Source organism: Pseudomonas spartinae (assembly GCF_965197125.1).
Lineage (GTDB): Bacteria > Pseudomonadota > Gammaproteobacteria > Pseudomonadales > Pseudomonadaceae > Aquipseudomonas > Aquipseudomonas composti_A.
This window is the reverse complement of sequence record NZ_CBDAMB010000018.1, coordinates 22,649-34,638: the sequence shown is the minus strand read 5'-3', so window position 1 is coordinate 34,638 and position 11,990 is coordinate 22,649. Positions and strand designations below refer to the sequence as shown.

The window sequence follows — 11,990 nt, the reverse complement described above, 5'->3', positions numbered from 1 at the left end:
ATCAGGGAAACGGGGCGCGAGCGCCCCGTATCTTTCACACCAGGGTCAAGCCTTGGACTTGTCCTTCAGGCGCGCCAGCACACTGTCGGCGCTGGCGTTATCGGCCTTGATACCAGCGGCACGCAGCTTGACCTCCAGCGAGTCGTCCGGCGCGCTGGTGGCGGCCAGTTCGGCCGAGGCCTCCATCTTCGCCGCACGCTCGGCCTGCTTCTGCTTGATGCGCTCGAGCGACTCGACCGCCGTCTGCAGCTTGGCCTGGGAGCCGCCGTAACGCTGGGCCACGGCCATCTGCGCCTTCTGCACGCTCTCGGTGGCCTTGACCGTATCCACCTGCTGCTTGAGGCGCTTGATATTGCCCTCGGCCTGGGTCACGGCCTTGCGCAGTTGCGCCACGCTGGCGGCGAAGCCCTCGGCCTGCTCACGCTCGCTGGCCTGCTCGAGCTCCAGATTGGCGATCTTCTCGGCCACTTCCTTGGCCAGAGTCTCATTACCGGCGTCCAGCGCCTTGAGCGCGTACTGCTCGTACTCGGCGATGCTCGCCGCGCTCTTGCTCACCTTGTCGCTGGCCAGCTTGTGCTTGGCCATGATCTCGGCCAGCGCTTCCTTGGACTTGCGCAGCTCGACATCGGCGTCGCGGATTTCCTGATCGAGGATACGCAGGGCCTGACCATCGACCACAGCCTCACCCACTTCATTGGCACCGCCACGCAGCGCCGTCAGCAATTTGCTCCAGACGTTCATCGCACTCTCCCTTAACCCTTGAGGAAGCCTTCATAGGCTTCGGTGGCCTTGATCACGTTGTCCGCCAGCAGCTCGATCTCGAACACCACGTCGGACAGGCTCGAATACGAACTCAGTGCGCCGAACATGGTGTAGCAATCACGTCCGTCAGCCGTTCTTTCCAGGCCGATGGACGACAGCGGGAACAGCTTGTGGGTACGCAGCACCTCTTCATTGAAGGCTGCAGCATCCTTGACGTCCGCCGCCGGCCAAAGCAGTGCCTCGACGATGATCTGCTCGCCGAACACGGCGACGAACAGCGGCAGGTCGCCGTACTCGTGCATGGTGATGTGAAGACTGGCGTCGGCCCCCTGAAGCAGCTCGATGCCGGCCTGGCCGTTTTGGAACAGTTCCGTTGCCGCCAGCGCTTCATGCAGCGCCTGAGCGGTCCAAACCTGAGGCATGTTCATACCCTCCTCCTTCTCCATCGAAGCCAGCAGCGACTGTGGCTGGCGCAGTTTTCGCTCGAACGCAAGCAACAGCGGCGCGTGCTCGGGCAATATCCAGACTTCCTTCTTGACCAACCCCTGCTCGCGCAGGCGCTGACGATAAAGACGCTGGTAATGGGCTGATGATTTGCTATCCATGAATGCAGCCTAGACCCTTACATGTAAACCGTAAAGTAATCACATGTGATAAATGTGATGCCGTTCGTCAGATGAGCGCGCAGATGTCATCCTCGGCGCAAGGCTGGCCGAAAAGCAGACTGAAATGGAAAGAAAAGAGACAGGCAGCAGAAGTCATCCATGATTCGGTTAAAACGCATCCATTCGCGAAGTGTCGAATTAAACCTCAGGCGCCTTCGCCGCGCACGGAAAAAAGCGCTAACCGGGTCGCAGTTGCGCCCCTGACCAACCCCAGGAGAGAGGTAGCGTCATGCAAGAACTTCCACCCGCAGTACGCCAACTCGCACAGGCCGACCAACGCCAGGCAGCCATCGACCTGCTGAGCGAATACCTGGCGAACGACCAGGAGGAAGCCGAGCGCCGCGTCGATCAGTACCTGGAAGAGAACCCGCCCGTGCACCTGCGCGGCGCCGCCATCCTCCGCGCCAGCCGCCTCAATGCGCTGATCTGGTTGACACTGATCGTCCTGATGGCGCTTGCGGCGCTGATCTTCGCCCTCTGAGCAACGCCCAAACGAAACCGGCGCCACTAGGGCGCCGGTTTCATCGAAGCAGCCAGCTTAGAGCGGCTTGCCGCGATTACCGTGGGCAGCGACGAACTGCTGCACGGCCTTCAGGTCGTTGGCCAGCACCGTGCAGCGCTCCTCGCGCTGGAACAGATCGGTCAGGTGCGCCGGCAGCGCCGGAACGGCATCGATACCGGCTTTTTCCACCGCCTCGGGGAATTTGACCGGGTGCGCGGTGCCCAGCACCACCATCGGCGTTGCCAGGCTGCGGCGGCACTCACGCGCGGCACGCACACCGATGGCAGTGTGCGGATCGAGCAACTCGCCGCACTCCTTGTACACCTCGGTGATGGTCTCGCAAGTCTGCTCGTCGCTCACCGCCAGCGAATCGAACAGCTTGCGCGCCTCGACCCAGCGATCTTCCTCGACACTGAAACCACCACCCTGCTTGAAGCTATCCATCAGGCTGGCGATGGCAGCGCCATTACGACCGTGCAGGTCGAACAGCAGGCGCTCGAAATTGGACGAGACCATGATGTCCATCGACGGCGACAGGGTCGGATGCAGGGTTTCCTTGACGTACTGATTGCCGCTCATGAAGCGGTGCAGGATGTCGTTGCGGTTGGTGGCGACGATCAGTTGGCTGACCGGCAGGCCCATGTTACGCGCCAGGTAGCCGGCGAAGATGTCGCCGAAGTTGCCGGTCGGCACCGAGAAGGCGATGGAACGCGCCGGGCCGCCGAGCTGCAGCGCAGCGTGGAAGTAGTAGACGATCTGGGCCATGATCCGCGCCCAGTTGATCGAGTTGACCGCCACCAGGCGAGTGCCCTTGAGGAAGCCCTGGTCGGCGAAGCTGGCCTTGACCATCTCCTGGCAGTCGTCGAAGTTGCCTTCGATGGCGATGTTGTGGATGTTCTCACCGAGAATGGTGGTCATCTGCCGGCGCTGCACCTCGGACACGCGGTTGTGCGGGTGCATGATGAAGATGTCGACGTTATCGCAGGCCTTGCAGCCTTCGATGGCCGCCGAGCCGGTGTCGCCGGAGGTGGCGCCCATGATCACCACGCGCTCACCGCGCTTGGCCAGCACGTGATCGAGCAGGCGACCGAGCAGCTGCAGGGCGAAATCCTTGAACGCCAGGGTCGGGCCGTGGAACAGCTCCAGCACCCATTCGTTGCCATTTAGCTGACGCAGCGGCGCGACGGCGTTGTGCTCGAACACGCCGTAGGTTTCTTCGAGGATTTTCTTGAAATCGGCATCGGCGATGGAGCCGGCAACGAACGGGCGCATTACCCGGAAGGCCAGCTCGTGATACGGCAAGCCCGCCCAGGAAGCGATTTCCTCGACGGTGAAGCGCGGCAGATTCTCCGGCACGTAGAGGCCGCCATCGCTGGCCAGGCCAGCCAGCAGCACATCTTCGAAATTCAGGGCCGGCGCCTGGCCACGGGTACTGATATAGCGCATGGGATAAACCTTCGTTCTGCAGCATCCGCAGGGCGAAACCTGCGGATGGACACGGGATTAGTTGAGCTGTTCGACGCGCAGACGCATGACCGGCGAGGTCACGCCATCCAGCGCTTCCATGGCGGCGATGGCTTCGATGATACGCGCCTCGACCACGCGATGGGTCACGAGGATCATCGGCACCAGGCCGTCCTGCTCCTCGACTTCCTTCTGCATGATCGACTCGATATTGATGCCACGCTCGGACAGGATGCTCGCCACCTGCGCCAGCACACCCGGATGGTCCTTGGCCTGGATACGCAGGTAGTAGGCGCTCTCGCATGCCTCGATGGGCAGGATCGGGTGATCGGACAGCGAGTCAGGCTGGAAGGCCAGGTGCGGCACGCGATTGTGCGGATCGGTGGTCAGCGCACGCACCACATCCACCAGGTCGGCCACCACCGCCGAAGCGGTCGGCTCCATGCCGGCGCCAGCACCGTAGTACAGCGTGCTGCCAACGGCATCGCCATTGACCATCACCGCATTCATCACGCCATTGACGTTGGCAATCAGGCGATCGGCCGGGATCAGCGTCGGGTGCACGCGCAGCTCGATACCGGCCTCGGTGCGGCAAGCCACGCCCAGGTGCTTGATGCGATAACCCAGCGCCTCGGCGTAGTTCACATCGGCCGTGGTCAGTTTGGTGATGCCCTCGGTGTAGGCCTTGTCGAACTGCAGCGGGATCCCGAAGGCGATGGACGCCAGGATGGTCAGCTTGTGCGCGGCGTCGATACCTTCGACGTCGAAGGTCGGATCGGCCTCGGCATAACCCAGCGCCTGCGCTTCCTTGAGCACATCCTCGAAGGCACGACCTTTCTCGCGCATCTCGGTGAGAATGAAGTTGCCGGTGCCGTTGATGATGCCGGCCAGCCAGTTGATACGGTTGGCCGCCAGTCCCTCACGGATCGCCTTGATCACCGGGATACCGCCGGCTACGGCGGCCTCGAAGGCGACGATCACGCCCTTCTCGCGCGCCTTGGCGAAGATCTCGTTACCGTGCACGGCGATCAGCGCCTTGTTGGCGGTGACCACGTGCTTGCCATTGTCGATGGCCTTGAGCACAAGATCCTTGGCCAGGGTGTAGCCGCCGATCAGCTCGATGACGATGTCGATCTCGGGATTGTTGACCAGCTCGAATACGTCGCTGGTCATGGCAATGCCGGTGGTGTCGTACTGCGGCTTGGGCGAACGAATGGCGATCTGGGCAATCTCGATGCCGCGACCGGCACGCCGAGTAATCTCCTCGGCGTTGCGCTTGAGTACATTCAAAGTACCGCCACCGACGGTGCCCAACCCACAGATGCCCACTTTGACCGGCTTCACACTCAATTCCCCATCAGCACTGCACGAAACGGCCGGAGCATGCTCCGGCCGCAGATAAAGAGCCGCACCTTACGAAGCGGCTGTTTGTTAGTCAATCCACCGTCAGTCGTTCGACTCCAGCGCAATCTTGGCCAACTGCGGCGCCGGCTGATAGCCCGGAATCATCTTGCCGTTGGCCAGGACGATGGCCGGCGTGCCGTTGACCCCGATCATCTGGCCGAGCTGGTATTGCTTGGCCACCGGGTTGTCGCAGGTCGCTTCCGGCACTGGCTGGCGAGTCTTGGCAAGATTCATCGCCGCCTGGCGATCCTTGCTGCACCAGACGCTGGCCAGCTCCTTGGCTGCCGGGCTGTTCATGCCCTGACGCGGGAAGGCCACGTAACGCACTTCGACGCCCAGGCGGTTGAGCTCGGGCACCTCGCTGTGCAGTTTCTGGCAGTAGCCGCAGTCGGTATCGGTGAACACGGTGATGTGGGTCTTCGGATCCTTCGGCGCGAACACCACCATTTCCTTGGCCGGAATGGCATTGATCTGCTGCGCCACCGCACGGCTTTCCTCGATCTCGGTCAGGTTGACGGCCTTGCCGTCCTTGACCTGAAACAGATAGCCCTGGATCAGGAACTGACCGTCAGCGCTGGTGTAGAGCTGACGACCACCTTCGAGCTGCACCTGGTAAATACCCGTCATCGGACTCTCGGCAATGGCCTCGATCGGCAGGTTGGCGTCGAGCGACTTGAGCGACTGCCGAATGACCTGATCAGGGTCGGCAGCCAGGGTGACGCTACTGCCCAGCGCGAGCGCCAGAGCAATGGAAATACGGGGCAGGGACATGAACACTCCTGTCGAACGACGGACCAGTGAAAATCGCTACAGCCTACCACAGATGACCCGACCGGCAGCGCCTGGACGACCAGACGGCGCCCTCAGCCGCGCGGGTGGTGCTTGGCATGCAACTCTTGCAATCGGGCACGCGCGATATGGGTGTAGATCTGCGTGGTAGAAAGGTCGCTATGCCCCAGCAGCATCTGCACGACACGCAGGTCGGCGCCGTGATTGAGCAGGTGGGTGGCGAAGGCATGGCGCAACGTGTGCGGTGACAACGACTTGCTGATTCCCGCGACCTGCGCCTGGTGCTTGATGCGATGCCAGAAGGTCTGCCGGGTCATCTGCTCGCCGCGCAGACTGGGAAACAGCACATCACTGGGCTTGCCCCCCAGCAACAACGGGCGCGCCTCGCGCATGTAGCGCTCGATCCAGGCAATCGCCTCTTCGCCCAGCGGCACCAGACGCTCCTTGCTGCCCTTGCCGAAGACCCGGAGCACGCCCTGGCGCAGGTTGACCTGCTCCAGCGTCAGCCCGACCAGCTCACTGACGCGCAAACCGCAGGCATAGAGCACCTCGAGCATGGCGCGATCGCGCAGGCCAATGGGGTCATCCAGGTCCGGCGCCTGCAGTAGCGCTTCGACGTCCGCCTCGGACAGCGATTTGGGCAGTGGCCTACCTATCTGTGGCAAATCGATCTGCAAGGTCGGGTCTTCGCCGATCAGCGTTTCACGCAGCAGAAACCGATAGAAACCGCGCAGCCCCGAAAGAAAACGTGCGGTGGAGCGCGCCTGATAGCCCTGCTCCAGACGCCAGGCCAGGTGATCGAGGATGGCGTCACGACCGATATGCGGCAGCTCCAGCCCGCGCACATCGAGCCAGGCATTGAAGTGCTCCAGATCACTGCGATAGGCGGCCTGGGTGTGAGCGGAGAGCCCCTTCTCCAACCACAAGGCTTCGAGGAAGCGCTCGATCAGAGGATGAGTTAACGTTGCCATCGAGAGTCCACGAAGAAAGATGAGCGCCAGTGTTCCACAGCCCCACCGCGACAGGGCAACTGAAAAACGCAGACGGGGCCGCCAGAGCAAGACACAACGACCAACGGGAGTAACGCCCGAAGGGTCAGCGCCAGCGAATCAAGCAGGCGAGAAGCGAAGTTTATCGGGCATGCCATCTGACTCATACAGGCGCTCGCCTTCAACGCGGCAATGGCACCACAGCCAGTTGCCAGAAATGCTCGATAGGGAGATCCGATGAGCGAGACACACATCCTGCTGAGCCTGGGCGGCATCGGCCTGCTGGCCCTGGCCAGTCAATGGCTGGCCTGGCGCCTGCGCCTGCCGGCCATCCTGTTCCTGCTGTTCGGCGGCATTCTCGCCGGGCCCCTGCTGGGCGTGCTCGATCCGCAGGAGCTGTTCGGCCCACTGCTGTTTCCGTTCATCTCGCTGGCCGTGGCGCTGATCCTGTTCGAAGGCAGTCTGACCCTGCACCTCTCCGAGTGGCGCGAGATCGGCAAGGTCGTGCATCGCCTGGTGACCATCGGCGCACTGCTGACCTGGGCGGTGATCAGCATCGCCAGTCATTACCTGCTGGGGTTTTCCTGGGACCTGGCACTGCTGTTCGGCACCCTGACCCTGGTGACCGGCCCGACGGTGATCGCCCCGATGCTACGCGTGGTGCGCCCCACCTCGGCAGTGGCGAACATCCTGCGCTGGGAGGGCATCGTCATCGACCCCATCGGCGCCCTGCTGGCCGTGGTGACCTTTGCCTTCATCGTCAGCTACGCAGAAGGCAACGCCCTGAGCGAGAGCCTGAGCACCTTCGCCGCGGTGATCGCCTGCGGCAGCCTGCTCGGCGCGGCTGCCGGCTGGGCCTTCGGCGTCGTCCTGCGGCGGCGCTGGCTGCCGGAATACCTGCACAACTTCGCCTCCCTCGCTGCAGTACTGGGCATATTCATCGCCGCCAACCTGATGGTGCACGAGTCCGGCCTGCTGGCCGTGACGGTCATGGGCATGTGGCTGGCCAACATGCGCGGCGTGGACATCAGGCCGATCCTGCACTTCAAGGAGAACCTCAGCGTGCTGCTGATCTCCGGCCTGTTCATCATCCTCGCCGCCCGCCTCGACCTGCAGGCGCTGCTGGCGCTGGGCCCGGCAACGCTGGCCCTGCTCGCGGTCATCCAGCTGGTCGCGCGCCCACTGAATATCGCCGTCTGCACCCTGGGCTCCAGCCTCAACTGGCGCGAACGCGCGCTGCTGGCCTGGATCGCACCGCGCGGCATCGTCGCCGCTGCGGTCTCGGCGATCTTCGCTTTGCGCCTGGAGCAACAGGGCAATGAGCAGGCGCAACTGCTGGTGCCGCTCACATTTCTGGTGATCATTGGCACCGTGGTCCTGCAGAGCGCAACCGCACGCCCACTGGCGCGCCTGCTCAAGGTCGCCGAGCCCTCTCCCAGCGGCTTTCTGATCGTCGGCGCCAACCCGGTCGCGCGAGCGATAGGCAAGGCCATCCAGGGCCTGGGTAGCCAGGTCCTGCTGACCGACTCCAGCTGGGAGAATATTCGCGCGGCGCGCATGTCCGGCTTACCCACCTACTTTGGCAATCCAACCTCGCAGCATGCCGAAGCACACCTGGACCTGGTCGGCCTGGGTCACCTGCTGGCACTGGCGCCCTCGGCAGAACTCAACGCATTGGCCTGCATGCACTACCGTCACGACTTCCCCAGCAACCGGCGCTTTACCTTGCCCACCAGCGCCGACGGACGACGCAGCGACAAGCACCGCAGCAGTGACGAGGTGCGCGGCCTGGCGCTGGGCGGCCAGGCCTTGAGCTATCCGCAGTTCGCCAGCCGCCTGGCACGTGGCGACGAAGTACGCAGTACCACCCTCACCGAGACCTTCGACTGGAACGCCTACAACGCGCTGTACGGCAAACGCGCGACCCTGCTGCTGGCCCGCGCGCCCAATGGCTGGCTGCATATCGCCACGCAACCCCTGACCTTCACACCCGGCACAGGCTGGACGCTGATGGCACTAATCGAAACAGAAGAAACAACGACCGAGAGCACTGTGCAGCAAGAACCCGCAGCCACATGACGATTCGCGCGGCCAGCCTATCTTTGGTTGGGTGACAGGCAGGCCGGGCGGAACGATGATTTCACCATGCCATCACCTTCCCGGTAGCTTCTCATGTCCCAACACGTCAACTCGCGACTCGGCCAGATTCTGATCAACAAGGGACTGATTAGCGCCACGCAGCTGGATGCTGCCATCAAGGCCCAACTGACCAGCCACAAGCGGCTCGGTGAAGTTCTGGTGGAGCAGGGACTGCTGACCCAGAAACAACTGAGCAAGGCACTGAAGAAGCAGAGCAATCTGCGCCTGGCCGCCACCCTGGTGGCAGCGCTGATGACGCCGTTTCAAATGGCCAGCGCCGACATTCAGCGACTGCAGCCCCCCAGCACCATCAGCCAGGATGAAACGCCGCGCGGCATGCAGTCGCTGAGCGACAGCGAGATGAGCGCGGTCAGCGCCCAAGGCCTCGACGAAGCACTGCAAGGTTTGCTGCTGCGCGCGGAAAGCGGTGACGACCTGGGCACGGTCAAGCAACTGGCCAAGCTGGTGATGCCGGTACTCGACAACCTGGACGCTGAAACCAGCCTGCGCGACGTGCGCTACGACACCAGCAAGCTGCGCTCGACACTGAACGACGATGGCTCGTTCAACGTCAACCTGCCCAGCTCCATCGGCGAACTGCGCTTCGACAACATCCGCGTCAAGGACGCCCCGACCAGCCAGAGTTTCGGCAGCCTGAGCCTGCACAATATCGACCTGTCACAGGCCAGCCTGAAAATCAGCCTGCGCCCCTGACCGCGATGACGGCCTAGTGAGCGAAGCCCGGCAATACCGGCACGGGCTTTTGCTGGTCATCGACGGCGACGAAGCTGAAACTGCCACTGATCGCCCGCTCGCGCCCCTCCTGATACAGGCCCTCGACGAACACCTCGACCTCCACCTTGAGGCTGGTATTGCCAACCTTGATCACCCGGCCGACCAACTCGACGATGGAGCCCGCCGGTATCGCATGCTTGAAATCGATACGATCACTGGACACCGTCACCAACGGCAAACGACAGAAACGCGTGGCGGCGATGAACGACACCTCGTCCATCCAGGCCAGCGCCGTGCCGCCGAACAACGTGTTGTGATGATTGGTGGTTGGCGGAAATACCGCCTTGGTCACGCGGGTCTCCGACAGCGCAGTGCGCCGCTGAATTTCTTGCTCTCTCAAGGTCATGCCACGACTGCTCATTCGATGGATGGAGCTGACCGCGAAACCCGTCGGTCAACGCGGCCCAGAAACGAAAAAAGCAGCCCGCAGGCTGCTTTTTTCTTGAGAAGCGTCCGAACTTAGGACAGCTTTTCCTTGATGCGTGCGGCTTTGCCGGACAGATCGCGGAGGTAGTACAGCTTGGCTTTGCGCACGTCACCGCGACGCTTGACGCTCAGGCTGTCGACCAGCGGCGAGTAGGTCTGGAAGGTACGCTCAACACCAACACCGCTGGAGATCTTGCGCACGGTGAAGGCGCTGTTCAGGCCGCGGTTACGCTTGGCGATCACGACGCCTTCGAAGGCCTGCAGACGCTGACGGTCGCCTTCCTTCACTTTCACTTGCACGACAACGGTGTCGCCCGGTGCGAAAGTCGGGATTTCTTTGTTCATCTGCTCAGCTTCGAGCATCTGGATAATCTTGTTGGTCATGCTGCGCTCCTAAGACAAGCCTCCCGGCCTGCCATCGATACGTTAACTATCGTCCCGCTGGCGGATGTATTCCTCCAGCAGCCTCTTCTCTTCTCCAGAAAGCGAGCGGCTATCCAGAAGATCAGCGCGGCGTTGCCAGGTCCGACCAAGGGACTGCTGCAAACGCCAGCGCCGGATGTGTTCGTGGTTGCCACTAAGCAACACTTCAGGAACACGTTTATCCGCATACACCTCCGGGCGGGTGTAGTGCGGGCAGTCGAGCAGGCCATCCGTAAAGGAATCCTCCTCGGCCGAATCGGCATGACCCAATGCACCAGGCAAAAGGCGCGTCACCGCATCGATCAGTACCATGGCCGGCAGCTCACCGCCGGACAGGACGTAGTCACCAATCGACCATTCCTCGTCGACATGCGTTTCAATGAAACGCTCGTCGATACCTTCATAACGACCGGCGATCAGGATCAATGCATCCTCCTGCGCCAGCTCGCGGACCGCTGCCTGATTCAGGCGACGCCCCTGCGGCGACAGGTAAATCACCTTCGCCGTCTCTCCCGCGGCCTGCCTGGCACTGGCCAGGGCGTCCTCGAGAGGCTTGATCTTCATCACCATCCCCGGGCCACCGCCGAAAGGGCGGTCATCCACCGTATGGTGGCGATCCGTGGTGTAGTCCCGCGGATTCCAGCAATTGAGCTTGAGCAGCTCCTGCTTGACCGCACGACTGGTGATGCCGTACTCGCCGATGGCGGCAAACATTTCCGGGAACAGGGTGATGACTTCTACGCGCATGAGCCTTAGAAATCCGCATCCCAGTCGACCCGCATCTCGCCGGCTGCCAGATCGATCGAAAGTACGCATTGCTCCGTATAGGGCAACAGGCGCTCGCGATCATCCAGGCTACCCGCGCAGGGTTTGACCACCATCACATCATTGGCACCGGTCTCGAACAGATGGTCAACCACACCGAGCAACTGCTCCGCCTGATCGATGACCTTCAAGCCCTGCAACTGGTACCAGTAGAACTCGCCGTCTTCCAGATCTGGCAGCTCGCTACGCGGCACGCAAATCTCGAAACCGGCGTAAGTACGCGCAATTTCGCGATCATCCAGACCTTTCAACTTGGCAACCAGCACCTTGCCCTGCAGGCGGCCGCTGGCCAATTCCACTTTCTTTACCTCACCGTCACGCTTGAGCGTCCAGCTTTGGTAATCGAGCACGTTATCGATGGGATCGGTAAAGGAATACACCTTCACTTCGCCCTTGACGCCGTGCACCGAAACAATCTTGCCGAGAACGATCAAATCCTCGGCGACGGCCGGCGTCGTACTCATAAAAGATGCTTAGGCAGCAGCCTTGGCAGCTTCCTTGAGCAGCTGAGCAACGCGCTCAGACGGCTGCGCACCCTGGCTCAGCCAGTAGGTGGCACGCTCTTGGTTCACGGACAGCTTGACTTCAGCACCCGAAGCGACCGGGTTGAAGAAACCGATACGCTCTACGAAGCGACCGTCGCGCGCATTGCGGCTGTTGGTCACGGTCAGGTGGTAGAAGGGGCGCTTTTTGGAGCCGCCGCGAGCGAGACGAATAGTTACCATGAGAACATCGTTCCTGTAGTCGGTGCTAACTTGAGGCACACATCAAAAATGGGCCTAGGCCCGAAAGGCCGCATATTTTAAG

14 protein-coding genes are annotated in these 11,990 nt (G+C 62.1%); 3 read left to right on the top strand and 11 right to left on the bottom strand.

The window, feature by feature from the left end:
• Positions 1–45: 45 nt before the first annotated feature.
• Together ACN8M7_RS24790 and bacA are read right to left on the bottom strand one after the other, a co-directional pair.
• Positions 46–741, bottom strand: a complete 696-nt coding sequence (locus tag ACN8M7_RS24790) for a PspA/IM30 family protein (RefSeq protein WP_061241189.1) — start codon at positions 739–741, stop codon at positions 46–48.
• An 11-nt stretch (positions 742–752) separates the two neighbouring features.
• Positions 753–1,367, bottom strand: a complete 615-nt coding sequence (gene bacA, locus ACN8M7_RS24785; protein WP_490262506.1) for a biofilm formation regulator BacA — start codon at positions 1,365–1,367, stop codon at positions 753–755.
• A gap of 289 nt (positions 1,368–1,656) precedes the next feature.
• On the opposite strand from bacA, the gene ACN8M7_RS24780 reads away from it, so the two are divergent.
• A complete protein-coding gene (locus ACN8M7_RS24780; RefSeq protein WP_490262505.1) occupies positions 1,657–1,908 on the top strand; it encodes a hypothetical protein in 252 nt (83 codons plus the stop codon).
• A gap of 57 nt (positions 1,909–1,965) precedes the next feature.
• On the opposite strand, the gene thrC is transcribed toward ACN8M7_RS24780, so the two are convergent.
• The 4 genes from thrC to xerD all read right to left on the bottom strand — a co-directional run bounded on the left by thrC (position 1,966) and on the right by xerD (position 6,557).
• Entirely contained in the window at positions 1,966–3,375 is a 1,410-nt protein-coding gene (gene thrC, locus ACN8M7_RS24775) for a threonine synthase (protein WP_490262504.1), read from the bottom strand.
• Positions 3,376–3,432: 57 nt separating this feature from the next.
• Positions 3,433–4,737, bottom strand: a complete 1,305-nt coding sequence (locus ACN8M7_RS24770) for a homoserine dehydrogenase (protein ID WP_061241185.1) — start codon at positions 4,735–4,737, stop codon at positions 3,433–3,435.
• Positions 4,738–4,839: 102 nt separating this feature from the next.
• Positions 4,840–5,568 (bottom strand): thioredoxin fold domain-containing protein, encoded by a 729-nt coding sequence (locus tag ACN8M7_RS24765; RefSeq protein WP_490262503.1) that lies wholly within the window; start codon positions 5,566–5,568, stop codon positions 4,840–4,842.
• Between the two features lie 92 nt (positions 5,569–5,660).
• Positions 5,661–6,557 carry a site-specific tyrosine recombinase XerD gene (gene xerD, locus ACN8M7_RS24760; protein WP_490262502.1) on the bottom strand — a complete coding sequence of 299 codons (897 nt, stop codon included), beginning with the start codon at positions 6,555–6,557 and terminating at the stop codon, positions 5,661–5,663.
• A 255-nt stretch (positions 6,558–6,812) separates the two neighbouring features.
• On the opposite strand from xerD, the gene ACN8M7_RS24755 reads away from it, so the two are divergent.
• The gene (locus ACN8M7_RS24755) at positions 6,813–8,654 is read left to right on the top strand and encodes a cation:proton antiporter (RefSeq protein ID WP_061241182.1); all 1,842 of its coding nucleotides are present in this window, start codon (positions 6,813–6,815) and stop codon (positions 8,652–8,654) included.
• Positions 8,655–8,747: 93 nt separating this feature from the next.
• Positions 8,748–9,428 (top strand): cyclic di-GMP-binding domain-containing protein, MshE-related, encoded by a 681-nt coding sequence (locus ACN8M7_RS24750; protein WP_061241181.1) that lies wholly within the window; start codon positions 8,748–8,750, stop codon positions 9,426–9,428.
• Between the two features lie 13 nt (positions 9,429–9,441).
• Here ACN8M7_RS24750 and ACN8M7_RS24745 read toward each other — a convergent pair whose 3' ends face one another.
• The 5 genes from ACN8M7_RS24745 to rpsP form a co-directional block, all read right to left on the bottom strand.
• Entirely contained in the window at positions 9,442–9,855 is a 414-nt protein-coding gene (locus ACN8M7_RS24745; protein ID WP_061241180.1) for an acyl-CoA thioesterase, read from the bottom strand.
• A 113-nt stretch (positions 9,856–9,968) separates the two neighbouring features.
• Positions 9,969–10,319: a 50S ribosomal protein L19 gene (rplS, locus tag ACN8M7_RS24740; RefSeq protein WP_003246155.1), complete on the bottom strand. Its 351-nt coding sequence runs from the start codon at positions 10,317–10,319 to the stop codon at positions 9,969–9,971.
• A gap of 42 nt (positions 10,320–10,361) precedes the next feature.
• A complete protein-coding gene (gene trmD / locus ACN8M7_RS24735) occupies positions 10,362–11,105 on the bottom strand; it encodes a tRNA (guanosine(37)-N1)-methyltransferase TrmD (protein WP_490262501.1) in 744 nt (247 codons plus the stop codon).
• Positions 11,106–11,110: 5 nt separating this feature from the next.
• Positions 11,111–11,647, bottom strand: a complete 537-nt coding sequence (rimM, locus tag ACN8M7_RS24730; protein WP_061241178.1) for a ribosome maturation factor RimM — start codon at positions 11,645–11,647, stop codon at positions 11,111–11,113.
• Positions 11,648–11,656: 9 nt separating this feature from the next.
• Entirely contained in the window at positions 11,657–11,908 is a 252-nt protein-coding gene (gene rpsP, locus ACN8M7_RS24725) for a 30S ribosomal protein S16 (protein ID WP_021220791.1), read from the bottom strand.
• Positions 11,909–11,990: the final 82 nt, after the last annotated feature.

Coding starts and splice junctions, on each gene's coding strand:
- ACN8M7_RS24780 (WP_490262505.1), top strand. CDS start 1,657: ATGCAAGAACTTCCACCCGCAGTACGCCAACTCGCACAGGCCGACCAA.
- bacA (WP_490262506.1), bottom strand. CDS start 1,367: ATGGATAGCAAATCATCAGCCCATTACCAGCGTCTTTATCGTCAGCGC.
- trmD (WP_490262501.1), bottom strand. CDS start 11,105: ATGCGCGTAGAAGTCATCACCCTGTTCCCGGAAATGTTTGCCGCCATC.
- ACN8M7_RS24790 (WP_061241189.1), bottom strand. CDS start 741: ATGAACGTCTGGAGCAAATTGCTGACGGCGCTGCGTGGCGGTGCCAAT.
- ACN8M7_RS24765 (WP_490262503.1), bottom strand. CDS start 5,568: ATGTCCCTGCCCCGTATTTCCATTGCTCTGGCGCTCGCGCTGGGCAGT.
- rpsP (WP_021220791.1), bottom strand. CDS start 11,908: ATGGTAACTATTCGTCTCGCTCGCGGCGGCTCCAAAAAGCGCCCCTTC.
- ACN8M7_RS24750 (WP_061241181.1), top strand. CDS start 8,748: ATGTCCCAACACGTCAACTCGCGACTCGGCCAGATTCTGATCAACAAG.
- rimM (WP_061241178.1), bottom strand. CDS start 11,647: ATGAGTACGACGCCGGCCGTCGCCGAGGATTTGATCGTTCTCGGCAAG.
- rplS (WP_003246155.1), bottom strand. CDS start 10,319: ATGACCAACAAGATTATCCAGATGCTCGAAGCTGAGCAGATGAACAAA.
- ACN8M7_RS24745 (WP_061241180.1), bottom strand. CDS start 9,855: ATGACCTTGAGAGAGCAAGAAATTCAGCGGCGCACTGCGCTGTCGGAG.
- xerD (WP_490262502.1), bottom strand. CDS start 6,557: ATGGCAACGTTAACTCATCCTCTGATCGAGCGCTTCCTCGAAGCCTTG.
- thrC (WP_490262504.1), bottom strand. CDS start 3,375: ATGCGCTATATCAGTACCCGTGGCCAGGCGCCGGCCCTGAATTTCGAA.
- ACN8M7_RS24755 (WP_061241182.1), top strand. CDS start 6,813: ATGAGCGAGACACACATCCTGCTGAGCCTGGGCGGCATCGGCCTGCTG.